At 52.5% G+C, this 26,571-nt stretch carries 25 protein-coding genes; 20 read left to right on the plus strand and 5 right to left on the minus strand.

The features are described 5' to 3' along the window. Positions 1 to 286: 286 nt before the first annotated feature. The 6 genes from E3E51_RS09545 to E3E51_RS09570 all read left to right on the plus strand — a co-directional run bounded on the left by E3E51_RS09545 (position 287) and on the right by E3E51_RS09570 (position 5,032). The gene (locus tag E3E51_RS09545) at positions 287 to 499 is read left to right on the plus strand and encodes a TRAM domain-containing protein (protein WP_055430018.1); all 213 of its coding nucleotides are present in this window, start codon (positions 287 to 289) and stop codon (positions 497 to 499) included. A 202-nt stretch (positions 500 to 701) separates the two neighbouring features. Next, positions 702 to 2,000, plus strand: coding sequence for a 1-deoxy-D-xylulose-5-phosphate synthase (locus E3E51_RS09550; RefSeq protein ID WP_167912861.1), 1,299 nt, complete (start codon positions 702 to 704; stop codon positions 1,998 to 2,000). Positions 2,001 to 2,038: 38 nt separating this feature from the next. Further along, complete coding sequence (locus tag E3E51_RS09555; protein WP_167912862.1) at positions 2,039 to 2,317, plus strand: hypothetical protein; 279 nt, start codon at positions 2,039 to 2,041, stop codon at positions 2,315 to 2,317. Between the two features lie 72 nt (positions 2,318 to 2,389). After that, positions 2,390 to 3,667 carry a tRNA (N(6)-L-threonylcarbamoyladenosine(37)-C(2))-methylthiotransferase gene (locus E3E51_RS09560; RefSeq protein WP_167912863.1) on the plus strand — a complete coding sequence of 426 codons (1,278 nt, stop codon included), beginning with the start codon at positions 2,390 to 2,392 and terminating at the stop codon, positions 3,665 to 3,667. 165 nt (positions 3,668 to 3,832) lie between these two features. After that, complete coding sequence (locus E3E51_RS09565) at positions 3,833 to 4,252, plus strand: hypothetical protein (protein ID WP_167912864.1); 420 nt, start codon at positions 3,833 to 3,835, stop codon at positions 4,250 to 4,252. Between the two features lie 210 nt (positions 4,253 to 4,462). After that, positions 4,463 to 5,032, plus strand: coding sequence for a signal peptidase I (locus E3E51_RS09570; RefSeq protein ID WP_167912865.1), 570 nt, complete (start codon positions 4,463 to 4,465; stop codon positions 5,030 to 5,032). Here E3E51_RS09570 and E3E51_RS09575 read toward each other — a convergent pair. Further along, entirely contained in the window at positions 5,029 to 5,385 is a 357-nt protein-coding gene (locus E3E51_RS09575) for a cupin domain-containing protein (RefSeq protein ID WP_167912866.1), read from the minus strand. The genes E3E51_RS09570 and E3E51_RS09575 overlap by 4 nt on opposite strands. A 107-nt stretch (positions 5,386 to 5,492) precedes the next feature. Here E3E51_RS09575 and E3E51_RS09580 point away from each other — a divergent pair, with 107 nt between their 5' ends. The 5 genes from E3E51_RS09580 to E3E51_RS09600 all read left to right on the plus strand — a co-directional run bounded on the left by E3E51_RS09580 (position 5,493) and on the right by E3E51_RS09600 (position 10,963). Beyond that, on the plus strand, positions 5,493 to 7,109 hold the full coding sequence (locus tag E3E51_RS09580; protein WP_167912867.1) for a metallophosphoesterase: 1,617 nt from the start codon (positions 5,493 to 5,495) through the stop codon (positions 7,107 to 7,109). A gap of 93 nt (positions 7,110 to 7,202) precedes the next feature. Continuing rightward, entirely contained in the window at positions 7,203 to 8,423 is a 1,221-nt protein-coding gene (locus E3E51_RS09585) for an inorganic phosphate transporter (protein WP_167912868.1), read from the plus strand. 4 nt (positions 8,424 to 8,427) lie between these two features. Next, a complete protein-coding gene (locus E3E51_RS09590) occupies positions 8,428 to 9,102 on the plus strand; it encodes a TIGR00153 family protein (RefSeq protein ID WP_167912869.1) in 675 nt (224 codons plus the stop codon). A gap of 61 nt (positions 9,103 to 9,163) precedes the next feature. Continuing rightward, on the plus strand, positions 9,164 to 9,961 hold the full coding sequence (locus E3E51_RS09595) for an ABC transporter permease (RefSeq protein WP_167912940.1): 798 nt from the start codon (positions 9,164 to 9,166) through the stop codon (positions 9,959 to 9,961). Between the two features lie 9 nt (positions 9,962 to 9,970). Beyond that, positions 9,971 to 10,963: an ABC transporter ATP-binding protein gene (locus tag E3E51_RS09600; RefSeq protein WP_167912870.1), complete on the plus strand. Its 993-nt coding sequence runs from the start codon at positions 9,971 to 9,973 to the stop codon at positions 10,961 to 10,963. A 48-nt stretch (positions 10,964 to 11,011) separates the two neighbouring features. Here E3E51_RS09600 and E3E51_RS09605 read toward each other — a convergent pair whose 3' ends face one another. Together E3E51_RS09605 and E3E51_RS09610 are read right to left on the minus strand one after the other, a co-directional pair. Continuing rightward, positions 11,012 to 11,392 carry a hypothetical protein gene (locus tag E3E51_RS09605; RefSeq protein ID WP_167912871.1) on the minus strand — a complete coding sequence of 127 codons (381 nt, stop codon included), beginning with the start codon at positions 11,390 to 11,392 and terminating at the stop codon, positions 11,012 to 11,014. A gap of 221 nt (positions 11,393 to 11,613) precedes the next feature. After that, entirely contained in the window at positions 11,614 to 11,970 is a 357-nt protein-coding gene (locus E3E51_RS09610) for a hypothetical protein (RefSeq protein ID WP_167912872.1), read from the minus strand. Positions 11,971 to 12,314: 344 nt separating this feature from the next. Between E3E51_RS09610 and E3E51_RS09615 the strand changes: the two genes are divergently transcribed. The 6 genes from E3E51_RS09615 to E3E51_RS09640 all read left to right on the plus strand — a co-directional run bounded on the left by E3E51_RS09615 (position 12,315) and on the right by E3E51_RS09640 (position 20,169). Further along, positions 12,315 to 13,457, plus strand: a complete 1,143-nt coding sequence (locus E3E51_RS09615; RefSeq protein WP_167912873.1) for a hypothetical protein — start codon at positions 12,315 to 12,317, stop codon at positions 13,455 to 13,457. Position 13,458: 1 nt separating this feature from the next. Beyond that, entirely contained in the window at positions 13,459 to 14,130 is a 672-nt protein-coding gene (locus E3E51_RS09620; RefSeq protein ID WP_167912874.1) for an ABC transporter ATP-binding protein, read from the plus strand. Then, on the plus strand, positions 14,108 to 16,054 hold the full coding sequence (locus E3E51_RS09625; protein WP_167912875.1) for an FtsX-like permease family protein: 1,947 nt from the start codon (positions 14,108 to 14,110) through the stop codon (positions 16,052 to 16,054). The genes E3E51_RS09620 and E3E51_RS09625 overlap by 23 nt, the downstream gene beginning before the upstream one ends. Before the next feature lie 415 nt (positions 16,055 to 16,469). After that, complete coding sequence (locus E3E51_RS09630) at positions 16,470 to 17,645, plus strand: radical SAM protein (RefSeq protein ID WP_167912876.1); 1,176 nt, start codon at positions 16,470 to 16,472, stop codon at positions 17,643 to 17,645. A 306-nt stretch (positions 17,646 to 17,951) separates the two neighbouring features. Beyond that, complete coding sequence (locus tag E3E51_RS09635; protein ID WP_167912877.1) at positions 17,952 to 18,950, plus strand: ABC transporter permease subunit; 999 nt, start codon at positions 17,952 to 17,954, stop codon at positions 18,948 to 18,950. Then, positions 18,931 to 20,169 (plus strand): ABC transporter permease, encoded by a 1,239-nt coding sequence (locus tag E3E51_RS09640; protein WP_346765963.1) that lies wholly within the window; start codon positions 18,931 to 18,933, stop codon positions 20,167 to 20,169. The genes E3E51_RS09635 and E3E51_RS09640 overlap by 20 nt, the downstream gene beginning before the upstream one ends. 30 nt (positions 20,170 to 20,199) lie before the next feature. On the opposite strand, the gene E3E51_RS09645 is transcribed toward E3E51_RS09640, so the two are convergent. Then, complete coding sequence (locus tag E3E51_RS09645; RefSeq protein WP_012572508.1) at positions 20,200 to 20,427, minus strand: Lrp/AsnC ligand binding domain-containing protein; 228 nt, start codon at positions 20,425 to 20,427, stop codon at positions 20,200 to 20,202. A 52-nt stretch (positions 20,428 to 20,479) separates the two neighbouring features. Between E3E51_RS09645 and E3E51_RS09650 the strand changes: the two genes are divergently transcribed. Further along, positions 20,480 to 21,127, plus strand: coding sequence for a serine/threonine protein kinase (locus E3E51_RS09650; protein WP_167912879.1), 648 nt, complete (start codon positions 20,480 to 20,482; stop codon positions 21,125 to 21,127). On the opposite strand, the gene E3E51_RS09655 is transcribed toward E3E51_RS09650, so the two are convergent. Then, a complete protein-coding gene (locus E3E51_RS09655; RefSeq protein WP_167912880.1) occupies positions 21,095 to 21,421 on the minus strand; it encodes a hypothetical protein in 327 nt (108 codons plus the stop codon). The genes E3E51_RS09650 and E3E51_RS09655 overlap by 33 nt on opposite strands. Positions 21,422 to 21,538: 117 nt before the next feature. Between E3E51_RS09655 and E3E51_RS09660 the strand changes: the two genes are divergently transcribed. Continuing rightward, the gene (locus E3E51_RS09660; protein ID WP_167912881.1) at positions 21,539 to 23,422 is read left to right on the plus strand and encodes a S9 family peptidase; all 1,884 of its coding nucleotides are present in this window, start codon (positions 21,539 to 21,541) and stop codon (positions 23,420 to 23,422) included. A gap of 166 nt (positions 23,423 to 23,588) precedes the next feature. Continuing rightward, positions 23,589 to 26,567, plus strand: coding sequence for a hypothetical protein (locus E3E51_RS09665; RefSeq protein ID WP_167912882.1), 2,979 nt, complete (start codon positions 23,589 to 23,591; stop codon positions 26,565 to 26,567). Positions 26,568 to 26,571: the final 4 nt, after the last annotated feature.

Consider the following 26,571-nt stretch of genomic DNA (forward strand, 5'->3'; position numbering starts at 1 on the left):
GCTTTAAAAGGGTTTTTTGAAGCTTAGACTTGAAAGCAAAGGTCTGTAACTTCCCGTTGTTAACCAAAGGTTAGATACTTCCGGAACGGTATGGAACGCAGCTTTCGATGGCTTTTTTAGCCATATGGTACATTCATGAACTTTTGTGGGCTGAAAAAGCCTTTTAGTGGCTTCGGGGGCCTAAAATTTACCCAAAGCTTTATATACCCTCGGGCCGACCCACCATTGGGACTCTTCTCGGAGTCTTTCGAGGGAGCCCTGAAAGTTGAAAGAGTTGGTGTTGGATATGTATGGAGATGGATTTGGCGGTGGCTACGAAGCCCCTGTTAAGGTTGGAGAAAGGTATAGGGTTAGGATCGAGAGCCTTGGAAAGGGCGGTGACGGCATCGCCAAGATAAAGGGCTTCGTTATCTTCGTCCCGAACACCCAGGTCGGCGACGAGGTTGAGATCGTCATTAACTCGGTCAAGAGAAAGTTCGCTTTCGCGGAAGTCATCTGATTTCCTTTCCTTCCTATTCTTCACTTTGTCCCGTTTTATAGTCTAACCTGTGCGGTCACATTTCTCGAATTGAATGGGCCGTTATCCGTCAAAAATGATGGAACCCACGGGGAAAATAAGTTGTGAATCCTCATTATGGCAGAAAATCTTATAAATGTGGCAGCAGATATTATAACGCAAAAACCTCGTAAGGAGGTTCCTCATGGAAACGAAAAAGTTAAAGACGTTCTTTGTCATTCTTCTCATGGGTACCTCTCTTCTCATAGCTTACTCCAAGTACGCACAGTACGAGAGAGCACTGCAGGGGCAGCTGGAACTCAATAAGAGTCTTGAGTTAATTAAATCCGACCTCGGGACTTACGGGGTGGAATACAACTCTACTCATTCGCAGTACCTCGCTCAAAAGGTGGGCAGGGAAGACTGCGAGATGGCCGTTGAAAGGGTATTGTTGCTCAGAAAGAAGCTCGTGGAGCTAAACGCCTCGGAGTATGACATTGAAGACGTCGATGACTGCCTCAACGAAACCTATGCCCACATGGATGCGGGCAGGTTCCACAGGGCCCTCGTGGAGAGCAGGGTCTGTGCGATATCCGCGTTCGATTCCATCGGTTCGACCCTTGTGACTGCAAACCGCTCGGAATTCATGGAGTACGCCCGCGAAGAGCTTCAGAATCTTACCGCCCTAAAAGAGAAGGTGGATCGAGAATGGAAACGAAAACTGGATGGTGGGGTTGATTTCACAGATTACATGATAACCGGCTTTGTGGTGGAGGACAACATAATCAAGGCAGAGATTTTCCTGAACCGCTCTCATGGGTTCCTTGAAGAACTCCAGAAAATGCCGGATCCAACGACCCCTGAGGAGATTGAAAACATAAGCCTGCTGGGGAGCTGGATAGCAAGCAATTTAGAATTCGCCAGAAGTTTTCTGGGAGACGCGATGGTACTTATGAACCACATGACCCCCGGTAATTTCACTCCGGATGAACTGCGGGATAACGTGTACTCGCTTGGAAATAACCTCTCAAGGGTTGACATTACCTGCAACTTTACGGAGGCGATGCTAAAGGTGGCGTGTGACTGGAAGGATTACCACAAAAAGCAGGGACTCCTGGGGGTCGAGAAGGGCTACTGTTCAGCCGCCATCTACCACCTGCTGTATGCAATCGCGATAGACGAGCATCTCGACGAGTTTGAGGCCCTCAATTCGACTTTTGCCACCCTGAAAACTCCGGCGGAGAAAGTCAGGATGATTCTTCGTCTGAGACATGAAGCCCTGGAGTCCATTAATGCCTGTCATCGGGACCCACTAACGTCCCTCTACATCCAGGACGCCGTGGGATGGTACTTTAAGCACGGTGATGTGGTCTTGGAGTCTATGGTAAAACTGCGCACTGATGACCCAACGACTCAGCCCATCTACAACTACGAGATGGCGAAGATCATCGCTAAAAAGATGTGTCCGTACGTCTCAAGGTTATATCAAACAAGTACGCGATGAATTTTTAGTATTTTGTCCCAAACTTTTGTGGTGGTTCCATGGACGAGGAGTCCGCGATTATCGGGGTCGCAGTTGTGTTCCTGGTTCTTCTCTCGCCGATACTGCTCTACTGGACTGTGGCTTTTCTCGACACCTCTGGCATCGACCGCCACCTGCCGGGCACGCCCTTCATAGCGGTTTCGGCCCTCGTCCCGGTTCTCATAGTTTCCCTCCTCTCCTTTCTGGTTATGAGGTACTACAACAAGCCCCCGGCTGGATACGGAAGAAACTGGCCTTTGTGGCCCTTTTTCTCTTCGCCGCCCTCTTCATGCTCCTGAGCATGGTGGGTGCGGTCTAATCCCCATTTTTGAACCGTACCCTTTTTAAACCCCTTTCCAGAGCGCCCACCGATGGTAAGGGTTCACGTCGAGACCTACGGGTGCACGAGAAACAAGGCAGATGCCGAGATGATGGAAGCGATTCTGGCTAGTGCAGGCTATGATCTGGCGGAGACCCCTGAAGGTGCCGACTACGTCGTGGTCAACACCTGCGCGGTCAAAGACCCAACCGAAAAGCACATGCGCGGGAGAATAAAGGAGCTCCTTAACGCCGGCAAGAGGGTAATCGTCACCGGCTGCCTCCCCCATGTTAACCCGGATGTCATAGATTCACGCGTTTCCGGAATACTCGGCGTCAAGAGCATCGACAGAATTGCCGAGGTGATAAGCGTAGCGGAGCGCGGTGGAAAACTGGTGAGCGTTGAGGGCTGGCGCGAGAGGGGCATAGACAAGCTCGAACTTCCCCGTCTGTGGAAAAACGGTGTTGCCTTCGTCGTTCCAATAAGCGAGGGCTGTCTCAACGCCTGCACCTACTGTGCGACTCGCTTTGCTAGGGGAGTCCTCAAGAGCTACAAACCTGAACTTGTCGTTAGGTGGGTCAAGGAAGCCCTCGCCAGGGGGTACAGGGAGATACAGCTGTCGAGCGAGGACACCGGCTGCTACGGCTTCGACATTGGGACGAATCTGGCCGAACTCCTCGACGAGATAACGGCCATAGAGGGTGAGTTCAGGGTCAGGGTCGGTATGATGAACCCGAACCACATCCTCAAGTTCCTCGACGAGCTGGTTGATGTATACTCCGATGAGAAGGTCTACCGCTTCCTTCACCTGCCCGTCCAGAGCGGTGACGATGAGGTTCTGAAGCGGATGGGCAGAACCTACACTGTGGAACAGTTTGAGGAGATAGTTCGAACTTTTCGCAAAAAGGTTCGCGATTTGAACCTCAACACGGACATAATAGTGGGCTTTCCGGGGGAGACGGACGAGGCCTTCAGGAACACCGTGAGCCTGGTGGAGCGCGTTAGGCCCGACAAAATCAATGTTTCGCGCTATTCGCCCCGCCCTGGAACGATAGCCGCTCGCTGGAAGCAGCTTCCCGGCTGGAAGGTTAAGGAGCGCTCCCGTGAACTTCACAGGCTTCGGCTGGCCATCGCTTACGAGATAAATCGCGCTTACGTCGGTAAATCCGTTGAAGTTCTCGTCCACGGGCGGGGTAAGAAGGGTGGAACCGAAGGCAGGACGTTTAACTATAAGGAGATAATCCTTGATTCCGGCGAGCCCGGGGATCTCGTTGATGTGCGGGTGAGCTGGGCCGGCTCCACTTACCTCAGGGGAACGGTTCTCGGGTGAGCTCTTGGGGAGCATCCAACGAGTTTTGGGGGATTTTTAACAACCACAAAGTTCTTTTGTAGAACCTACAATGCTGAGGGGTGAACTAAACGGGTTCGCACTCGAAAACTATTTATACCACTTCCGGGGTATAGACGACAGTTGCACTCCCTGGGGGTGGTTTGAATGAGACGGAGCAATAAGAAACGGTTGATTCCGCTGGTTTTTGCCCTCGTGCTGACTATGGTTGGCGCGGCTCTGGCCGTTCCGACGATAAGTGTGAACCTTCAGAACCTTGGCGCTGGGGATAAAACGTTTTCGCCGTCCCTTGATGTGAACGCCCACGTGAACTTTAAGCTCGGTGCGGATGGCACTGATGTCACTGGTGTCATGGTATACCTAACAGGAAACGATGTTGAAACCGGGGCGACCGTTTACGTTCATCTCATAGACACCAACGGTAATGACCTTGCCAGCGAGGGCGGAACCGTTCAGCAGGACGCCAGCGGTAATTATTACGTGGACATATCCTTTAACCCGGGTGTTTCCATAGACCAGCTTAACGGCGTTAAGGTCATTTATAAGGGTAAGGAGATAAAGAGCTGATTTGCCTGCCCCAACCCCCTCTTTTTTTAGTTGGCGATGGGGGCGGGAGTTAAAACGAAGAGGAGCGTCACGGTGAAACTCTAGCAAACCCCAAACCTCCCCGCCAGTGGTGAGGATTAAGCCGAACTCGTCCCTATCCGGAGGAGTCGGACATGCTCCATAAAAACTCACGACAGGCCCAGGGTGCATCTTCGCTTGGGTGGTGGTTGGATGGCAAAGCGCGTCGACGCCCTTTCAGTGGTCTCCTACGTTCTCATGCTTCTCGTGGTTACCGTGGTTGTTCTTCACTTCGTCTTCGGGTTCAGGTACGTCGTCATCCTCACGGACTCCATGGAGCCTGAAATAAGGCCCAACGACCTCGTGGTAACGAGGCCGGTTCAGCCGGATGAGATAGGCGTTGGGGACGTGGTGCTCTACCGTGTTTTCATCGGCAACTCCACTTACATGATAACCCACCGCATCGTTGGGATGGACGTCGATCCGGAAATGCGGATGTACTACGTGACAAAAGGGGACAACAGGAACTACACGGACCCCTGGAGGGTTTACTACACACAGGTGGTCGGCAGGGTCGTTCTGGTGATTCCGAAGGTTGGGGCGGTCTGGTACTACACCCCGCTGATAGTTTTCGGAATCTTTCTGTTCATAATAGCCTCCCTCGCATACGAGCTGGCCTGGCTCCTGCTTGAGGATGAGCCGATACGCCCCAAATCCAGAAAGGCAGACCTCGTCGTTTTAAGAAGGAAGAAAATAAAGGCCCATCACTGCAGGCGCCATTAGGCCCACTCGTCCTCGGGGATTGCCTCCTTCTTGGCAGGGATTATGCATAGAAACTCGAAGGTTTCGCTCAGAGCCTTGTATCCGTGGGTCTCGTTGGGCGGAACGTAGAGGAAGTCGCCGGCCTTGACATGGGCTTCCTTGCCTCCGCCGGTGATCACTCCCTCTCCCTTTATAATGAATATCTCGTGCTCCCAGTCGTGGTGATGGAGCGGTATCTCCGCGCCCTTCTTGAGGACGAAGTAGCGCATCGCGTAGTTCTTTGCGCCGAGCTTTGGAGAAACGAGCCACCTGATGGTAACACCCTCAAACCCGGTGTCCTTTTCGGGGACATCCTTGTAGTGTCCGACGAACATGGTATCACCGAAGGACTTTCGGTGTTTGCCTATTTAAATCTGCCGAGTTCGGGTTTCTAATGGAAAGGGCTTTAAGCTTTCGTTTCAATCCCCCAGAAGGTGATTTCATGAAGAAAGCCGCTTTTACCCTCGTTCTGGTTTTAATGGTGATGGTCTCGGGTTGCATCGGCCAGAGCGGTCCGAGCCAGACGTCAACCGCCACCGGCCCCGCCGGCGGGATAGACTTCGGGAGCTACGAGAAGGGCGGGGTCCTGGCGCAGTGGAAGAGCCTGGCGGACGTATCCAAGGTTTACGTCAGCGGGGGCTACGAGGGGCTGGCAAAGCACTACTTCCCGAACGCGCAGATACTCCCCGCGAGCCAGTACGACGGCGGCGTCGCGATACTCTCGCCCGCCGATGCGAGGGCCCTGCTGAGGGGCAGACCGATTCTCATAACTGTCAGCGATTACTTCGGGTACGTGGTCTATAAGCTCGGCCTTAAGTTTGTCGGTCCGGACAAGGGCGTCTTCGCCGTCTTCAACAAGGATGGCAGGCCCTACTTCGTATTCACCGGAACGAGCAGGGCCGGCGCGGGTGCCGCGGTGAAGTACGCCCTGGATTTGGCGGGCGGAAATGCCCCCAACACCGAGGACGTTATCAGGAGCGGGGAGTTCGAGGGCGTCGTTCTCAAGGTCATAGGCGACAACAACTGGAACGGCGTCCCCGACGACGGGGAGCACTGGTATCTGGATTCTTTCAGGACGAGGGAGCCATTCATCTACGACTGGCGCATCGTTGACGGTGAGAACGTGACGGTCAGGGGAGGGTTCATAAGACTGGTCAACGGTTCGACCGTCTACATCCGCGCCCTGGGTTTCAACGTCAGCGTTGACGTGGGGGACTCAAAGGGCGTTGAGCTGACCTACGTCGTCGAGAACATCAACCCGTCCGTCGTTGAACTTCCCGCGGGGGCTGAAACCGGGGACACATGGGTCAGGCTGAGCACTTCCGAGGCTTCCTTTAACATCGCTCCGAAGAATTTGGGGGATTACAAGGTGATAGCCTTCGGCGACCACAGGTCCGATGGTGGGAAGGAGCCGCCGGAGGTCTTCCTGAAGATACGGGACGAGGTAAACTCCGACGATGCGGTCTTCATAATCGACGGCGGTGACCTCGTCTACTCGGGCAAGGTTGACGAGTGGGCGGCCCTGCTGAAGGAGTGGAAGTGGAACAAGCCGATATTCTTGGCCCCCGGGAACCACGAGTACCGCGGGGAGGGCGTGAACGTCTACCACACCTTCTTCGGCCCGGACGACTATTCGTTCGCACTCGGGGATTACTATTACATATTTATAAACAACGTCGAGGACGACTACGGGCTGGGCGATGGGGTCTTTGCCTGGCTGGAGGGTGAGCTTGAGAAGGCGAAGGGCATGGGAAAGAGGCCGGTTATAGTCCTCCATGCCCCGCCGGTGGACCCAAGGCCGGATGGGGACCATGCGATGAATCCGGAGGACGGGAAGAGGCTTCTGGCGCTCATGAAGGAGTACAACGCCTTCGGAATATTCAGCCACATCCACATCTACTGGTACGGCGAGGAGGACGGTGTGCAGATGCTCATCACCGGTGGCGGCGGTGCGCCCCTCTACGCACCCCCCGACCAGGGCGGCTTCTACCACTACGTCAGGCTCTCGATGGGGGCCGATGGAAGCATAGGGGTCGAACCCGTGAAGGTGAGCCCTTAATCCCTTTATTCTATTTATGTCTATATAGTGGATGGTATTTGGCTATATTCTACTGCGACAAGATATTTATATGCCCATCCATATTGGGCCTCGGTGGTGACAGTGGACGTATGGCTACTAATAACCGTAATCCTTGGATTTTCCATGGCGTGGGCGATAGGTGCCAACGACGCGGCCAACTCTATGAGTACCGCTGTGGGTGCGAGGGCCATAACCCCGAAGCAGGCCGTCGTGATCGCCGGTGTCCTTGAGTTCGCGGGTGCGTACTTCTTCGGAAAGAGCGTCACCGAAACGATAAGGAAGGGCATCCTCGACCCTACGATGATAACGGACCCAAATGTGCTCGTTTACGGCTCCGTTGCGGCGCTTCTGGCTGCCACGATATGGCTCATCATAGCGACCAAGTTCGGCCTGCCGGTCTCGACCACCCATTCAATCATAGGGGGCATAGCCGGCTACGGAATAGTCTACGCCGGCACCGCGATAGTCAACTGGGGCAAGATGGGTCAGGTCGTCCTCAGCTGGATTCTCTCGCCTATAATCGGCGCCATAATGGCCTACCTCATCTTTAAGGCCTTCACGAAGAGCATCTTCGAGAGAAAGGATCCCGTCAGGAGCGCCAGGATATGGTCCCCGTTCTGGATTGGGCTGGCGTTCGTCGTCATTGGAACCATGTTCTACATCAAGGTTCTCCACGGAAATAACCTCAAGACGGGAGTTTTGATGTACGGCGTCCCCTTGGGCATAATCGTGTTCGCGGTAACGTACCTCCTGATAAAGCTCCGCTTCCCGAGCAGCGACCCCTTCATCGGCGTTGAGGCGATATTCAGGAAGGCGCAGGTGGTTACTTCTGGCTACGTTGCCCTGGCCCACGGCGCCAACGACGTCGCCAACGCGATAGGTCCGGTCGCGGCGGTTTACGCGGTGGCCACGATGGGCCTTAACGGCATGCAGGTTCCCGTTCCCAAGTGGATACTCGCCATGGGCGGTCTTGGAATAGCGGTCGGTGTCGCCACCTATGGGTACAGGGTCATGGAAACGGTCGGCAAGAAGATAACCGAGCTTACCAACACGCGCGGCTTCACCATCGACTTTTCCGCGGCGACCGTTGTCCTCGCCGCCAGCTGGCTTGGACTGCCCATCTCGACGACCCACACTGTGGTCGGCGCGGTCATAGGAATAGGCCTCGCGAGGGGAGTAAAGGCAATAAACAAGGACATCGTTAGGGATATAATAATCTCCTGGTTCGTTACCGTTCCGGTCGCGGGTCTGATAAGCGCGGCCATATTCAAGTTCCTGATGATCGTGGGGTGATAGCATGCAGGTGTGGACGAAGCTCTTCGCGAAGAGCCCCTTCAAGCCCCTCATAAAGCATGCGGATGTCGTGCTCAGCACCGTTGAGACGCTGGAGAAGGCCCTCCAGTACTGGTACGAGGGGAATTACGAGGAGATGCGGAAGGTTGCAATCGAGGTTGACCGGCTTGAGGATGTTGCGGACAGGATAAAGGAGGAGATAAGGAATTCCCTCAGCTCCAAGCTCATGATGGCCGTTGCGAGGGAGGACGTGCTAATATACCTCCACATGCAGGACAAGGTGGCGGATGCCGCCGAGGACACCGCGAAGTGGCTGCTCATCAAGAAGCCCGACTGCGTCCCAACGGAGGTCAAGGACATAATTCTCCAGATGGGCATGGAGAGCATCAACGCCGCCAAGCTAGTCCACGAGGCCATAGTCCAGATGGACAGGGTTATAGAGAGCGGCTTTACCGATGGGGAGATAGAAAGGGAGTACGAGATAATCAGGGGAATAGAGAGCGTTGAGAACAAGATAGATGGCCTCGACACGAAGCTCATGCAGCTCGTCTTCGAGAACGCCGATAGGCTCAGCTGGGGCGACGGCTTCTACATCCTCAACATCGCCAGAACCCTCAGCAACATCTCGGACAAGGCCAAGGATGCGGCCGAGAGGATACGGCTCATGATGAACAAGTGAGCCGATACCTCCGACCTCCGATATTCTTTTAAGTTCTTTCTGCTGACTTCTTCTGGTGGGAATGAGGGACGGTGTTGGAATAGTCCGTGAGTTCTTCAACATTCAGAGGGAGGTCTTTTTCAGCTACCGCTGGGACGTGGTCAGCTACCTGATAGGCCTTCTAATCCAGGTTGCGGTGATGGGGATATTCGCCAGCCTGGTGACGATAGACGCCAACATCGAGCAGTACGGAACCGACTCCTTCCTCCAGTTCTTTCTGATAGGCTTCATCGTGCACAACATAATATTCCTTCCGCGGGGTAGCCTTTCCAAGCTCCTGATTGGGCGGAGCTTCCCGATGCTCTACGCCTCCCCCGCCGGAATGGTGGCGATCTTCGTGGGAATAAACGCCTGGAACGTCGTCTGGAGCCTCATGATAATGGGCCTGATAACAGCAGTCTTTGTTCTCTTCTACGGCCTGGTCATACACATCAACCTCGGTGCCCTGCTCGTTATCCTCGCGGGCTTCACCCTCACCTTCGCCCTGGAACTGTTTTCAGCCGGCTTTCGGGCGGCGACCAAGGCTAGACAAGACCCGATAAACTGGTTCCTCAACCTCACCTCCCAGCTCGTGAGCGGTCTCTACTTTCCCCCCGACGCCCTCCCCTGGTGGCTCCAGCCCATCTCCAAGATACACCCCGAGAGGTACATTCTTGAGATGGCCAGGCTGACGATGGGCGGGGGCTATTCAGTGTCCCAGATCTGGCCCAGCTTCGTTAACCTCGTCATCACCACCGGGGTCATGCTGGTCGTTGGCGTGGCGATGTTTCGGTGGGGCGTTGGAAAGGCAATGCAGCTGGGCACCCTCGGGCACGTGTGAGGTGGTCAGATGATAGAGGCGGAGCACCTGACCAAGTACTACCCTCCCCCGTTCCGGGGCTTCTTCGACCTGGAGAGCATAAAGGACTTCCTAGGTAAGCCGAGGGAGGAGATTCCGGCCCTAGTGGATTTGAACTTCAGGGTTAGGGAGGGTGAGATATTCGGCCTCCTCGGCCCGAACGGCGCGGGAAAGACGACCCTCTGTAAAATCGCCAACGGCCTGCTGGAGCCGAGTTCCGGAAAACTGCTCATAGACGGCCACGACAGCTTCCGGGAGCACGGCAAGGTTGCGGGCAAGATGTTCACTGTCTTCACCGGCGAGAGGGACATGTGGGGCATATTCCAGTGGCGTCTGAGCGTTCAACGAAACCTCCAGTTCATCGCGAGGCTGTGGAAGGTCCCGGAGGGTGAGATAGGGGAGCGCATAGAGTACGCGCTCAAGCTGCTGAACCTGTGGGAGAAGAGGGACGAGTGGTACCAGAAGCTCTCGGCTGGAATGAAGCAGAAGGTCTACATCGCCTCCGCCCTGGTTGTGAGGCCAAAGTATCTCATACTCGACGAGCCAACGGTTTTTCTTGATGTGATAACTAAGGGTGAGATACACGACGCAATACTGACCATGGCAAGAGAGTTCGGGACCACTGTTTTGCTTACCACCCACGACCTTGGGGAGGCGGAGAAGCTGAGCGACAGGGTTCTGCTCTTCAACAAGAGGCCTATCCTGGAGGGAAAGCCTGAGGAGATAAGCAGGAAGCTTAGGGTTCCAGTTGATAAGAAGGTTGTGGCCCTGGTGGAGGGAAAATTCAACTGCAACTGGGAGGGTCTCGTGAAGTGCACCTTTAAGAACGGCTATACCCACCTCGTTGCGTACCTTAAGGTTGAAGAAGTTGATGAGTTCGTGAGGTTTCTATCCTCACGGGGTGTCCTTCAGATTAAGGTGGAGGACCTATCACTTGAGGACGTGTTTTTACTTATCTTTGATAATAGGTTATTTGGGGGATGATGATTTTTCGTGGAATTTCTGTAAATTTGTTGAACAATTGGTAATAACCTATAAGGGATTTTTGGAGCTTTTGAAGTATTCTCTTATGAATACCTCTCTCAGATGGGGTGGTGCTTTTAGGAGGGCTTCGACTAGTTGTTTTTGAAAGTTGATTTGCTGGGGAATTCCGGTTTTTTCGAACTCTTCTCTGAGTGATTTTCCATACTTTATAGACCTATAGAAAGCATAGGAGGAAATTATTGAAGGCCTTATTCCTTCACCAGTTAGGGGGTACACTGCCCCCAGCGCCTCTCCTATAACTGGATACTTAAAATTGTACAACTCCTCTTTTATGCCTCCGGCATAAATGTGTGCGCCTTCTTTTCTTTCAATTTTTGTGTATCTAAAACGCTCATCATTTTTAATGAAAGAGTCAAGTCTCGCTTTCAATTCGTCATGGCTTAAAAATCCTCCAATGCCCACATTTGCTTTATTTTCTCGTGGAAATACCCAGGTGATATCACCGTGATTGCAACAGGAAGCATATTTCATAATGAAAGCAAGTGGAAGTTTCTGACGTACCAATATATACTTAAAGATGCTAAAATCGAAGATGATGTTATAGAAATTAGGTTTTACACTGACTTTGTCGGCTACATCGTCTTTCGTTCTTAGTTCTGGCCTTGTCCCTTAAATTTGATAGGTTTGCTCAGCTTAACGTCCACTCCATCCAAAAGCCATTTAATGAATGCTGGTTTGTTGAGTATATACCCTTGAGGTAGTCTTTGATAATTTTCGCCCAGTAACTCATTGTTAAGATAGATCTTTTGCCCGTGTATCTCGTTTAAAATGACTTCTTCTGGAATTTTGATATATTTTTCTAGACTTTTTGGAACTGCCCAAGCACAGGGTTTTGCTCCGGGGGATTTCCTTATTTCATAACCTCTTACTTTAAATTCATCTTTAAGGTAGTAGGCCAAAGATGCTCCCGCAGGTCCTACACCAACTATGTGAATCATGCGCATCACTTATTCTAGTTGGATAACTGACTTATTAATTAAGTTTTTGTTAAACCTATTGTCAGTATAACACAAAAAAGATTTTTAGCATACTTACGATATTAAAAGCGAAAAAGTTAAATTGGAAGTAGTAACTAATAGAGGATGCAAAAACTTAATGGAGGTGATGTGGGATGGAGAAGCCGAAGTATGAACTGCTGAAGGTTGGGATTTTATCTGAGGAAGAAATACTCTATTCCCCTAGAACAAGTTTGTAAAGATTTTTTGGAATTCGTGAATCAACTTAGAGAGCTTGAGATAATAATAGATCTGTAACATATATACACATATTTGGGACAATATGTAGATTGAATGTGAGCAAAATGGAAAGGAGTGGTGTAATGTTGGGTGTAGACATTGGGTCATCCCATATCAAGACGACTACTCTCTGCCTTTCTTCAAAAAATATTGACTTTAATGTGTATCCTATTTCATACATTACTGGTAAGCTCAAGCTATCTGGCACGATGAAGGGGAGAATAGAGAAGCTTATTATTCCAGCATTGGATGCAACACTTTCAAAATATTCAAAGAAATATGATACAGTATATGTGAATTTGGTAACGTCACTAGAAGCTGCTGCCCCGTGGTATGATTATTTATCAAAATTTAAAGAAATTGAAATGAAATATGAAAATGTAATTCTTCACACTATGACCGGCAGTCTTTCGGTTGAACAACTGACTTCTCTCAAATCTTGGCAGTATATGTCTTCAATACACGCTGTTAGATATATTGCAGAAAAACTCTTGGAAAATGGAATGTTAATACATATGAACTCCGCTTCTACTTTATTTATCCCGGTGCTCTCTGGACGGGCCATCCCTATGGAAATACATTATTCTTCTGGTGTCGCCTTATGGGTTGGAGCGTTATACACTCCGCTACCTAGTGTATCTAACAATGTGTTAGTATTTGGTAAAAAATCTCTTTCTTCTCCAACTACAAATATTAAACTTTACGAGGCGTTATCTCTCATAGCCAAAACAGAAGTTGCTCGGACATTAAAAGAATACAAATCACCGTATCGGGTGGACTCTATTAACTCTTCTGAAGTGATTTTACAATTTATTGGGTGTTTTCCTAACAAAAAATATCTGAACAAAATCACAAATACTCCGTATAATTTACACAATCAGGCAAAAATTTCAGCATTTTATATTTATAGCACATATCTAAACAAAATTCTTGAAAATGTCCTCATGGTTCTTTCTGAGGTGGATATTCCGATAGATACTGCAAAATTCTTGGTAAGTGGAATTGGGAAGGATCCCATACTTAAGGATGCCTTGTATATATTTGCTGATAAATTAATGGACATTGAGATTTATATACCAAAACCATATTGTATCTTTCTCGAATCATTTGGTGCCGCACTTTCGTTATATGAGTATCTCACTAGCGAAAAAATAAGCTTGACAGCGGGTCAGTTTTGGCAAACATTCAATGGTGGTTAAAATGATCGAAGTTCAAAACGTTGAGAAGGTGTATGAGTTCGGTAAAGTCCGGGCTCTAAAGGGAATTAACCTGAAGTTCGAGGACGGGAAGTTCTACATCATAGCCGGCGCTTCGGGGAGCGGGAAGACTACCCTCCTCAACATCCTGACAGGCATTGACAGGCCGACGGGCGGCAGGGTAGTCGTGGACGGGACCGATATGGCCGCAATGGGGGAGAAAGAGCTGAGGCGCTACCGCCTGGAAAACTTCGGGATAATATTCCAGTTCTTTTACCTTGTGCCCTACCTGACCGGCCTCGAAAACGTCATGCTCCCGATGAAGTACTCCCGGAAAATCCGGAACCCCGAGGGGAGGGCGCTGGAGCTGTTGAGGCTCGTCAACGCCGAACATTTGAAGGACAAGATGCCGTCCCAGATGAGCGGCGGCGAGATGCAGAGGATTGCCATCGCAAGGGCTTTAGCTAACGATCCCAGGTACCTCTTCGCGGACGAGCCCACAGCAAACCTCGACTGGGAGAACAAGATGAGGGTCTGGAATCTGTTGAGGCGAATAAACGAGAAGGAGGGCGTTACTGTCATAGCCTCGACCCACGAAAGGGAGTTTTTCGAGTTCGCCGACGTCCTGATAGTTCTCAGGGACGGTGAGGTCCATGAAGTTAAGGGCAGTCCTTAGAAAGCTCGGGCGCGAGAAGAAAAAAGCTGTAGTAATTTTTCTGACGTTCTTTATAGTGAGCTTGGGGATAAACTATACTCTCTCCGCAATAGGAGGAGTGCTCAAGGCATTCGAAGGCTACACTGCAAAGGGAAACGTGGATTTTGATGCTAAAGGTGTAAGCATTGATGACCTGAGGGAGTTTGGGGAGATAATCAACTACATGTACTATAACACGACGATTGTAAAGATACACGGAAGAGAATTTCATGCCATGGTGGGCTACGGTGAGTTCAGCGCTATTAAAGAAAAGCCCTCAGGCAATGAGGTTATAGTCCTCGGGATGAATGATGTTAAGAGAGGAGAAGAAGTAGAGATAAATGGAAAATTCTACACAGTCAAAGCCTCCTACTACTTCCCTTCTGGGACTCCTATAATATTAATGAATGAGAAGGGAAGATGGCTCTACGTCTTCATGAACTCCAAGAATCCAGACGAGCTTGCGAGATACCTAGAAAAGCATGCCCAAGTCAGATATTTTAAGGCCTTCGAAGGGGAGCAACCTTATATGGACGTTCTCAAAAATGCAAAGAACTTCCTGATGAGTTTCTTCTATCTCCTCCTTGGAGCAGCAATCAGTGTTATAGTCCTAACAACCATAGCTCATGTGAAGAGTGGTGTCAGAGAGATTGGAATTCATAAAGCGCTGGGACTGCCGAATTCTTTTATCTTTCTACTCTTTGCCGGCGATTATCTCCTTATGTCCCTAACAGCGTATGTCCTTGGAATGCTTCCGGGTTTGTGGCTTGGCTACCACTACTCATACCTCTTCATAGAAGCTCCAATACAACGGAACTACTCCTACGCACTCCCCTATGACATAACGGTGCTCCTTCTCATCACACTTCTTGTAATCTTTCCTGGAGTATACATAGTTGGCATAAGGCCAATCGATGGCCTGAGGTTTGTGCCAAAGAGGACATCAGTCCTTAGATTTTTTGCAGTTTTCTTTGTCATATCTTTGGCCTCTCTTTCTGCTTACATGGCATATATAGGAATCACAAACGTTCTCAACGATGTTACCTACAGCTTCAACCTGAAGGTCTATGGAGACCCCGAAGTCGTAGGAAAGCTTCCAGGTGAAAAAGTTGGAATTTTGACAGGACAGCAAATCGACGGAGTCACGGTAACTTTCTACTTTGTGGCTTTCAATTCCACAATAGGAATGCCTCTAAAAGAGGGCAGGTGGCTGAGGAAAGAGAATGAAGCCGTTATTGGAATTGGACTTGCAAAAGAGCTTGGGCTTAAAGTCGGAGACACCTTAAGGCTTAAGGTTCTTGGAGAGGAGAAAGAATACAGGATCGTTGGGATAAGCAGAGCCCCATTTTCAAACTTTAGGGTCATTTTCCTTCCAAAAATAAAGGCTATTCCTGATAACGTGGCTTTCCTTAAGGTTGAGGATCCAGAGGCTAAGAAGTTTAAATATGAACGCATGAGACTTTACGTGAAAACAGTTGAGGACATTAAAGGAGAAACCCAGCAGAATGTTTCCCTGTTCCGCTCAATGATATTCGGCTTAATTGTTATGATACTCATCGTAGCTCTCTTTGCCCTCTTCGCCTTAATCTACTTGGAAATCGAGGGCAACGAGAAGGTTTACGCAACACTCAAGGCTGTCGGCATTCCAAACTCCTACGTTTGGAGGGAATTCCTCAAAAAGGCGATACCCTCACTGATTATTAGCTCGCTCCTGGCCCTGCCGATAAGTCTTAAAGTTGGGGAGTACATCGGGAACATCGTTCTGCCGGTAGAGCTTGGTATGGGTGATTTGGGGGGAGTGGCACCGCTGTTGCTGGTGCTTTACCTCCTCTATGGGGTCTTCATAGTCCTGCTGACGGAGAGGGCGCTTAACAGGCTTGACGTCGTTAAAGCGCTGAGGAGCTAATGTGGGCGCGAGCAACTTTTCATTTATTTTTTGGTTTTGGGCGGTTGGAAAAATTTTAACACTCTGATAACTCTCTGATAAGGCAGAAAGATTTATAAGAATAGGATGCAGGTATTTTCTTGGGTGGGATAGTATAAAGTCTAACAAGGTGAAACCGGAACTATATAATTTTCACGTTGGGGGCAAGTATTTTGTCTTGCATTCCTCTACTGGGACTCTGTTTGAGGTTGATAAAAAGACATACGACTTCTGCAGGTTTGTGGCAGAACTGGGCTGGAGTGATGCCAGAGAGCGTTTTGTAATGGAGTACTCCGAATCTGACTGGGATTCTTTGATAAATGAGATTAAATCCGATGAAAGTCTTCGTCGTGTGTTCTTTGAAGCTAAACCTCCTGTAAAACCATATCTTGGAACTATGAAATCCAAGATCTCCTCCCTCTCCCTTAACGTCATGGAAGACTGCAACTTTGCGTGCGTTTACTGTTACGGGGACGGTGGAACTTACCACACTCCCAACACCAGAATGAGCCCGGAAGTTGGTAAAAAGGTCATTGATTTGCTGATGAGGGAAGGAAAGAAATTCGTTAACGTCCAGTTCTTTGGCGGTGAGCCTTTGTTGAACTTACCTCTGATTCAGGAGCTGGTTGCCTACGCCAAGGAGAAGGCTGAGGAATACGGCAAAACCGTTACCTTCAGCATAACCACCAACGGCTACCTCATCACGGACAAGGTCATTGACTTTTTCCTTGAGAATAACTTTACAGTGACATTAAGCTTTGATGGCCCCAAGGACGTTCAAAACCATAATAGGCCCCTACGCGGCGGGTATCCAACCTTTGATGTTGTTGCGAAGAATGCAAAGAAAATGCTTGAGCGCGGCGTTAAGGTTAGCGTCCGCGCGACGATTCTGCCCGAACAGCTCGGCAGGTACTATGAGATTTACTGGTTCTTCGTTGATTTTGGGTTTAGGAGCGTTCACATAGAACCCGCTACCACAAGCACACCGCTAACCAAGGAGCATGCCAAACTCATTGAGTCCGCCCTGGAAAAGATAGCGAAGGACGAGCTTGAACACTACAAAGAGAAGGGAATCGTTTACACGAAGCTCCGTGAGATGGTTCACATGATTTACTCTGGCACCTACCGCCATTATCCATGCGGCGTTGCCAGGAGCTACTTCGGGGTTTCGGCGGACGGGAAGATATATCCCTGCCATAGATTCGTTGGGATGGAAGAATTCGTGATTGGTCACGTTGATGATTTCAGGTGGGAGAACGAGTTCATTCAGAAGATTCTGCGCCATACCGTAGATAGGAGGCAGAACTGTTCAAACTGTCCGATAAGGGCCTACTGTGGCGGTGGTTGTATCTACAGCAATCACTACTACAACGGCGATATATTTCTCCCCGACGAGTTCCACTGCGCCTACATGTTTGCTCTCGTGAAGTGGGGTTCCTGGCTCTACTCGAATCTTGATGAGGATTGGTTGAATAAGGTCTTCTCACGCTCACCCCAATCTGGGGTGAGGGACGAGGCTGAGGTCGATGAGTCCAAAGCCCAAAAACTTAAGGAGGCGGTGGAAAGTGTTTAAGAAGCTTAATAAGTCTTTGAAACTAGGAGGCCCATCAGGATGCCTGACAACAGACTTCTGCGTTCAGAGCTGGGATTGGTCCCCTTGCTGGTCCTGTGATGCCTCTTGTGACACGGTTATTGATACAGATCCATGTGACAAGTGGGACATCCGGTGATTCAATTTCCCTCCTTACTTATTGTGATGTTTATATTTTTAAACTAAGATGCTCATTTCATCTTTGATCTGCTGGTTGTCTATAGAAAAGCCGGTATCGTTTGATGGGTGGAGAGATGTCTGATGTGCTGTCCTGGATGAGGTGATCCCATGGGCCGGGCCATCTCTCGCGCTCTCCTCAACTACCTCCTCCTTATCCTCCTAGTGGCGCTCATCTCCGGCATCGGGATAAAGGATTACCAGTTCTACCGGGCGGACATGGATTTCAGCCTGCTGCCTTCGGCGGAGAGGGCGGTGGTGGAGGCCAACGCGAGTTCCCTGGGAATGGATCCCTACGACTACTACATGAGCTTCGTGGCCCCGAAGGACTACCCGACCCTCGCGATGAACCCCCTTCATGCGGGGCTTTACGTGCTCTACCACTCCCTCTTCGACCCGGACTACGACTACCCGATACCCCGGAAGCTCATGGTGGCCAGGACGCTGGCGCTGATTCTCCTCGCGGAGGCTATCATAGTCCTCATCGGCTTCCCGCTGGCAAAGTTCTCCCTCAGGAAGAGGCGCCTCCGCTCCGCGGTGCGCTTTCTCGCCAGGGTCTTCAACGGCCTCCCGGTCTGGGCCGTGGCGGCGCTCTTCTCGCTCCTCATCATAATGAGCGCGCTCCCCAACTACCTGATAAACGGCCTCGGCTCCTCTACCTCCCTCGCCAGGAACCTGGCCTACATGGCCTTCCCGCTGGTCTCCATAGTCCTCGTCGCCCTCTGGGAGTTCGTCGAGGCCCTGGTGATACTCCTCCGGGACGAGTTCGGGAAGGAGTACGTGCGCGCCAAGAGGGCGATGGGACTGCCGGAGCGTAGGGTCGAGAGGCATGCCCTCCGTGCGGTCATGCCGTCCTTCCTCGGCTTCCTCTTCCAGCACTTCGTCGAGGTCTCGACGCTCGCCCTCGTGGTCGATGCCTTCTTCGGCCTCTTCGGCCTCGGCAAGATGCTCCAGTGGGGCTTCCGCATATCCGGCGACCTCTACACCCTCGACCCGGACGTCTTCTTCTATCCCCTGGCGGTCTTCATGGTGGTGAACTTCTTCGCCCTTCTGGCAGTTACTGCCCTGTCGGAACTCCTCGCCCCTGGAGGTGGCGGCGTTGAGGCTTGATGGCAAAGCAAAGGTTGGAATCGCGCTGATAATGCTGGTGATGCTCCTCGCGGTCCTGCCCGTCGGGCTGATAGTGCCCGCTGAAAAGGCCGCCAACTGGAACTACCTGCCCTACTGGAACGACTACCCCCGGAACGCCCGGCCCATCTGGCTCCCCTCTGGCTTCAAAACCCTTGAATCCTCCGGAACTAACTTCTCGATGACCTTCTCAGTCGGCGACGTGGTTCCCGGGAACATAATGCTCGAGGGCAGCTCGACGGTCAGGCTGGTGATTCACCGCCCCGACGGGTTCTCCGTGGTTCTCGGCCCGGTGGAGGTGGACGGGAGGACGAGCGTGAACTCTAACCCCGTCCTTGCGGCCAACGCCTACGACTTCGCCGAGTCCATCGGCTACGGCCCGGAGAGCAGGCCCCTCTTCACGCCCACCCAGCTCCTCTTCATGGGCTACGGCGGTGATGTCCTAGAGGGGGAGTACACGGTCGAGGTCGAGTCCACCGGCCCGGTTGAGGTTACCGTCTTCGGCGACTCCTACGGTCTCCTGGGCACGGACTCCTACGGCCGCGACCTCTGGGTTGGTTTCGTCCTCGCCGGCAGGAGCACCCTGCTCGTGTCGCTCGAGGCGTCCGTTCTCGTGGTCGTCATCGGCCTCCTCCTCGGCCTCCTCGCGGGCTACTACCGGAACAGGCTCGCGATTCTTTTGGAGGGCCTGCTGAACTCCCTCGGGGCGCTCCCGGTCCTCCCCCTCGCTATGCTGATGATATTCTCTTTCTCGACGACGGGCATAGCGATGAGCAGGGAGATAGGCACCGAAACCCTGGCCATGATATTGGTCCTACTGCTCGCGGGCAAGTTCGGGAGCGCGGTTAGGGGCTTCGTGGTCCAGGAGAAGGTTAAAGAGCACGTTGCCGCGGCGAGGGCGCTCGGGGCGGGCGACTTCCACATTCTCAGAAGGCATATCCTGAGGCCGGTAATCCCCTACGCCCTGAGCCACTTCAGCCTGCTGTTCCCCAAGGTCGTCGCGCTGGTGGCGATACTGGGATTCTTCAACATGATTCCCAGCGACAACTGGGGTTCGTTCATACTGGAGGGCCTCAATCAGAACGCCCTGTACGCGGGCAGATGGTGGTGGTTTTTGGCACCTGTCGTCACGATGGTGCTCCTGAGCGTGGGCTTTGCCCTGCTCTGGGAGGATGAGGCCTCAGAAGGGGTGTTGACATAATGGAGAACGGAAGAACGAAGAATGAGAGAATCAGATGGCTATCATCGTCGAGGTCATCTGTATTTCGGACATCTTCCTTATTTTCTCCGTGATGAACTGGTCAAGGTCCTTGAGGGTGTCGGTCTCGACCTTTACGACGAGGTCGTATTCTCCATAGACTACGTAAGCCTCCTTAACCTCCGGCATGGCCAGAAGCTTCTCCATAACTTCCCTTTCCTTTCCAGCGGCCGTCACCATCAAAATAAAAGCCGTCACCATGGCTATCACCAAAAGTATTTTATCGGCGGAGTATTTAAGCTTATCGAGGCGCATGTTCGACCACCTGATAAGCAAGGTTCAACTGGAGCGGTTTTACTCTCACCTGAGGGGGCTTGAATTGGACGAAATAGAGCCCTACGCCAAGGGAACGACCAGCTTAATCTTCAGGGCAAGGTTAGGTGAAAAAAACGTCATAATAAAGCTTCAACGGCCCGACTCCCCGAGGCAGAACTTCGCGAAGGAGGCCGAAATCATCCGCGCCTTGGAGCCCTTCGGGGTGACCCCGCCGCTGGTGGCCTACGGCGTTTTCGAGGGTCTTGAGTACATCATCCGGGAGTTCGCGGAGGGGGAGATAATCTTCTACGCCGAGCTTGAAAAGCGCCATCTGTTCGAGATAATAGAAAAAACGGCTCTGCTAGACCGGCTCGGCCTCGACCACGGTCAGATTCAGGGCGGCAAGCATATCATCATCGGCGAGCGTGTTTACCTCATAGACTTCGAGAAAGCCAACTGGAGGAAGCCGAAGAACCTAACCTCCGCGGTGGCCATGATGTTCATCAACGACAACCACATCTCGCGCAGCGTTAGGGGGAGGTTTGGGATAGATGGATCATTCCTGGGGGAGATGAAGGAGGCAGTGAGGGTTTACAAGAGAACCGGAAGGCTCTCAGGCCTTCTGCGCCTTCTTTCTCGCCTTTAACTTGTCTGCGTAGATGGCCAGCACGGGTATTGCGACGGCCATCGCTACGAGGCCCATCCTGGGGTCCCAAAGGTAGTTGAAGACGAGTATGACCACCACGGCTATCGCTATCATGAGGAGGAGATCCCTGTCGTAGAGTCGGGACTTTGCCAGTATGTTCTGCCTTCTCGCAGTGTACGCCAGGTAGAGGGGTATTCCAACGGCCGCTGTTGCCACCCCCACGTAGGTTCTGAATATGAGCGAAATCAGTATTCCAGCGGCCAGTATTATTCCAACGGCGTATTCATCCTTCATTCTCCCACCTGACCCCCCGCTATCGGTGATGCCCTTTTAAACCTTCTCACGTTTGTTACTGCACATGATAGTTAAGTTTATATACTCTAATGCCCATGATAAGCCGGTGATAGCGTTATGAGCAACATCGAATGGGATGAGAAGACCTTTTCTAAGTTCGCCTACCTGGGCGATCCGAGGATAAGGGGGAACTTGGTTGCCTACACCCTTACCAAGGCCAACATGAAAGACAACACGTACGAAAGCACGGTGATCGTTGAGGATTTGGAGACGGGGGCGAAGCGTTTTATCGAGAACGCTTCCATGCCTAGGATTTCGCCCGACGGCAGGAAGATGGCCTTCATGCGCTCCAACGAGGAGAAAAAGGAGCGCGAGATATGGATGGCCGACGTCCAGACCTTGAGCGCTAAGAAGATCCTCTCGGCCAAGAACGTTCGCTCAATCCAGTGGAACGATGACTCCAGGAGGCTCCTCGTTGTGGGCTTCAAGCGCCGCGACGATGAGGATTTCGTCTTCGAAGACGATGTTCCGGTCTGGTTCGACAGCATGGGCTTCTTCGACGGTGAGAAAACCACCTTCTGGGTTCTCGATACAGAGAGTGAAGAGGTAATAGAGCAGTTCGAGAAGCCGCGGTTTTCGAGTGGAATCTGGCACGGTGATTCCATAGTCGTCAACGTCCCGTACAGGATTGGTAGCAAGCCTGCCCTCTCAAAGTTCTATGACATCTACCTCTGGAGGGACGGTGAAGAGGAAAAGCTTTTTGAGCGCGTTTCCTTTGAGGCGGTCGATTCCGATGGGAAGACGCTTCTCCTCCGGGGCAAGAGGGAATCGAGATACCTCAGTGAGCACGGTTGGCTCTACCTCTGGGACGGTGAGATTAAACCTGTCTACGAGGGTCCGCTCGACGTTTACGACGCCAGGCTCGACGGGGGAAAAGTCTACTTCCTGACTCCAGACGCCGGCAGCGTGAATCTCTGGATGTGGGATGGAAAAGCCGAGAGGGTTGTGGTGGGAAACCACTGGATTTACGGACTTGATGCCAGCAATGGAAAGGCTCTGCTCTTAATAATGACTGCTACGCGGATAGGGGAGCTCTACATCTACGATGGGGAGCTGAAGCAGCTCACCGACTACAACGGGCCGATATTCGCGAAGCTGAAGACCTTCGAGCCGAGGCACTTCCGCTTTAAGAGCAAGGACCTTGAGATAGACGGCTGGTACATTAAGCCGGAACTCAAGGATGACGAGAAGGCTCCGGTGATAGTCTTCGTTCACGGCGGGCCCAAAGGGATGTACGGGTATAGATTCGTCTATGAGATGCAGCTCATGGCGAGCAGGGGGTATTACGTAGTCTTCGTGAACCCGCGCGGCAGCAACGGCTACGATGAGGACTTCGCGTTCCGCGTTCTGGAGAGAACCGGTCTGGAGGATTTCGAGGACATAATGGCCGGAATAGAGGAGTTCTTCAGGCTCGAACCCCAGGCGGACAGGGATAGGGTTGGCATAACGGGCATAAGCTACGGCGGCTTTATGACCAACTGGGCGCTGACTCATAGCGACCTCTTCAAGGCCGGTATCAGTGAGAACGGCATAAGCTACTGGCTGACTAGCTATGCATTCTCTGACATAGGGCTCTGGTACGACCTAGAGGCAATAGGTCCGAATCCGCTTGAGAACGAGAACTACAGAAAGCTCAGCCCGCTGTTCTACGCCAAAAACGTAAAGGCACCGCTCCTGCTCATCCACAGCCTTGAAGACTACCGCTGTCCGCTCGACCAGAGCCTCATGTTCTACAACGTTCTCAAGGATCTCGGCAAGGAGGTCTACATAGCGATCTTCAGGAAGGGCCCCCACGGCCACAGCGTCCGCGGAAGTCCAAAGCACCGGGCCAAGCGCTACAAGCTCTTCATCGAGTTCTTCGAGAGGAAGCTGAGGAAGTACGAGGAAGGGTTCGATATCGAGAAGGCAATGAAAGGAAACGGGGCTCAAAGTACGTCATGAGCCTCTTTTTTCTTCCCTCAACAACCCAAGGACGATGCTTTCAAAAGAAAAATGTAACGCTGTTCTCTAGACAGAACTGCCCACTTTTGTCCCTTTTTGGCACGAAAGCATTAAAAGGAACATTTGCCAACTAAGTTGCTACGTCAAATAAACCGGAGGTCTGTTTATGGCTGGGAAGAAAGGTGAGAAAAAGCTTTACTATCACGGTCTAACGGAGCAGAAGAAACTCGACGTCTCACGCCTCAAGTACCTCTCGCTGATCCTCTCCGTTATCGGTGTCGCGGTTCTCTTGGTGGCGGCGCAGACGGCCCAGGCTCCCCTCATCAACGTGGGGGACGTTTACGGCAGCTACATGATGAACTACGCGGTGGTCAGGATAAACGGAACGGTCGTTACGGTTCCCTACGTATCGGAGACCGGCGGAAGGATAGGGATAACGTTCACGGTGGACGATGGAACCGGCCAGATAGACGTGAGGGTGTACTCCCCCCTGGCGGAGGAGATGCTCAGGCAGGGCCTCGTTCCGTTTCCGGGGGACAACGTTACCGCCGAGGTTCAGCTCCGCGTTAGGGAGACGTACACCTACGCCATACTCCAGTACCTCGATGGTTTGGAGTTCCGCTCAAAGCTCTACTCCGAGAAACCAGAAATCGTAAAGTCACTAACTAAGGAGATGGCCGGCACGTACGTCGCGGCCGAGGGCATAGTCACGGAGTTCTCCAACGTCAGTTCGGGGATACTCATGGGTCTTGATACAGGAGAGGGTGAGGTTACCGTTCTCGTTCCCAGGGTGCTCCTTGTGGGGGAAAATGTAAGCGTTAAGATTGGGGACACGGTTTACGCTCCAGGGGTGGTCTATCTTTACAAGGGCACCTCACCCGAGATAGTCGTCAGGAACCTATCCGCCCTCCAGGTAACCCCGATAGAGGAAGCCCCGGAGGTTCCGCTCGGGGAGGCCCAGAGGTATCCGGGCATGACCATGAACGTCAGGGGCGAGCTGGTGGGGGTGTCCTACGAGGCCGGACGCTACGTTCTCACGCTCGTGGAAGGCGGTAACTACCTCAACGTCCTGGTGTCGAGGGACGTTCTGGCCGCCCTCGATCCCTTCGAGGTTGGAACGGGCAGCGTTCTTAAGGTTGCCGGAAGAATGGGCGACGATGGAAGGCTCGTCGGTGCGTACGCTGAAGCGGTTAGTGCAAAGAAACCCGAGGAGCTTCCGATCGGGTTCCTCACGGGGGACATGCGGGGTCGGATCGTTGCCGTTAGGGGCAACATCGACGAGATTGCCCGCGCTGGATCAAACCTCAAGCTGGTCATAGGCGATGGAACCGGAAAAGTGGCTGTGTTCATACCCTCCGCCGCCCTCGCGGAGCTGAGCAACGGAACCCTGCACAACCTCTCGATCAGCCTCGGTGTCAGAGTGGCCGGCTACCTTGACGAGTACCGCGGGGAGCTTGAGATTGTGGTTTACTCGGGCAACGGCCTCAGAGCCTTGGGCAGGCCCGTCGAAGAATCCGAGATAAGACTCCCGGAGGTCGGTGCGGGGGAGCTTGGGGACTACGTTGGCAGGCTCGTTGACCTCAGGGGCTCCCTCGGAGGGATTCTCTACGAGAACCACACGTACTACCTCAACGTGGACGGTGTGCTCGCCTCGGTTCCGCGGGATGTCCTCCTGAACCTCAACCCGCTTGAGGCGGGAACGGGAAGCGAGGTGGTCATCAGGGGAATGGTTCTGAGCCGGAATTCCATCGGGGGCGAAAACCTCACCGTTGTGAGGGCGGTTGAGCCCGTGCCGGTTAGCCCCGACGAAGTGACCCTCGAAATGAAGAACCGTATCGTTGCGGTGATAGGAAAGGTTACCGATGTCGCGAACCTTTCCGGAAACCTGAAGATAACCGTCGGCAGCCTGCCGGTCTTCGTCCCGCGCTCCGTTGCCGGCGAGCTGACCCGCGTCCCGGTCAAGGGTGATATCGTGAAGGTTGCCGGCTACGTGGAAGAATACAGAGACGAGCCTGAGATAGTCCTCTTCAATCCAATGGCCATCGTGGCGGTTGAGGAATCCGGCCCCGCCCCCGGAACCCTGGCCGAACTTGGAAGCTCGGAGGTGCCCCTTGAACTCACGGTGACCTGGGAGGCGATGGGCTACGAAAAGCCGAACTATGTTCTGCGGGTTCGTGATTCAACAGGAAGCGCCAGCCTCTACGTCAACGGCTCCCTGCTTCCCAATCCGTTCAAGGCTGGAACCGGTAGCGGGCTTAGAATCGTGGCAGACCCTCTGAGCGGCTCTATAACGTCCCTCGAAGTGGTCAAGCCTGTTCCGGCGAAGCTTCTCGCCACTGGGGACGTCGGGCCATCCCTCAGGGGAACCACGATTGCCGTCAACGGAACCGTGCTCGACGTTGCTTCCGTTGGAAGCAGTCTAAAACTGACCGTTGACGATGGGAGCGGTGGAATAGCCGTTTTCATACCCGGCGGGGCTGGAAAGGTAGAACTCAAGAACGGAGACCGGGTTTACCTCGCCGGTTACGTGGAGGAATACAGGGATGAGCCAGAGGTGGTGGTCTACAACCTCGATGCCGTCGCGGTGGCTGGAAAGCCCTCCGGAGGAACCGCGGGAATCGGGGAGGTGAAGGTCTCGGAACTCCCAAGCGCCGCGGGAACGGTCAACCTGACCGTTACCTGGGACGGACTCGACTACAGCGACGGTGTTTACATGATGGACGTTCACGACGACACCGGGAGTACTACCCTGAAGGTCGCCCGCTCCCTGCTCCCCAATCCTTTCAATGTGGGAACCGGAAGCGTGATCAGGATTACGTACGATGCAGAGGGCAAGGCGGTGGTCTCCATCGAGGTCGTTGAGGCCGTTCCTTCGCCCAAAGTGGCCACCGGAGACGTCTCCACAGATATGATGGGCAAAACGGTGATAGTTGAGGGGACGATAGTTGACCTGTACGAGGGCAGAACCTTCTACAAGCTGACGATAGACGACGGCTCAGGCGGGCTCGTGGTCTTCATACCAAAGAGCGTGGCCCAGCTAACCTTCAGCGAGGGCCAGACGGTCAGGGTCTGTGGTTACGTGACCGAGTACAAGGGGACCGTTGAGGTCATCCCCTACACCGGCGATGCGATCGAGGTGAGGTGATGGC

The organism is Thermococcus sp. 21S7 (genome assembly GCF_012027615.1).
Classification (GTDB): domain Archaea; phylum Methanobacteriota_B; class Thermococci; order Thermococcales; family Thermococcaceae; genus Thermococcus.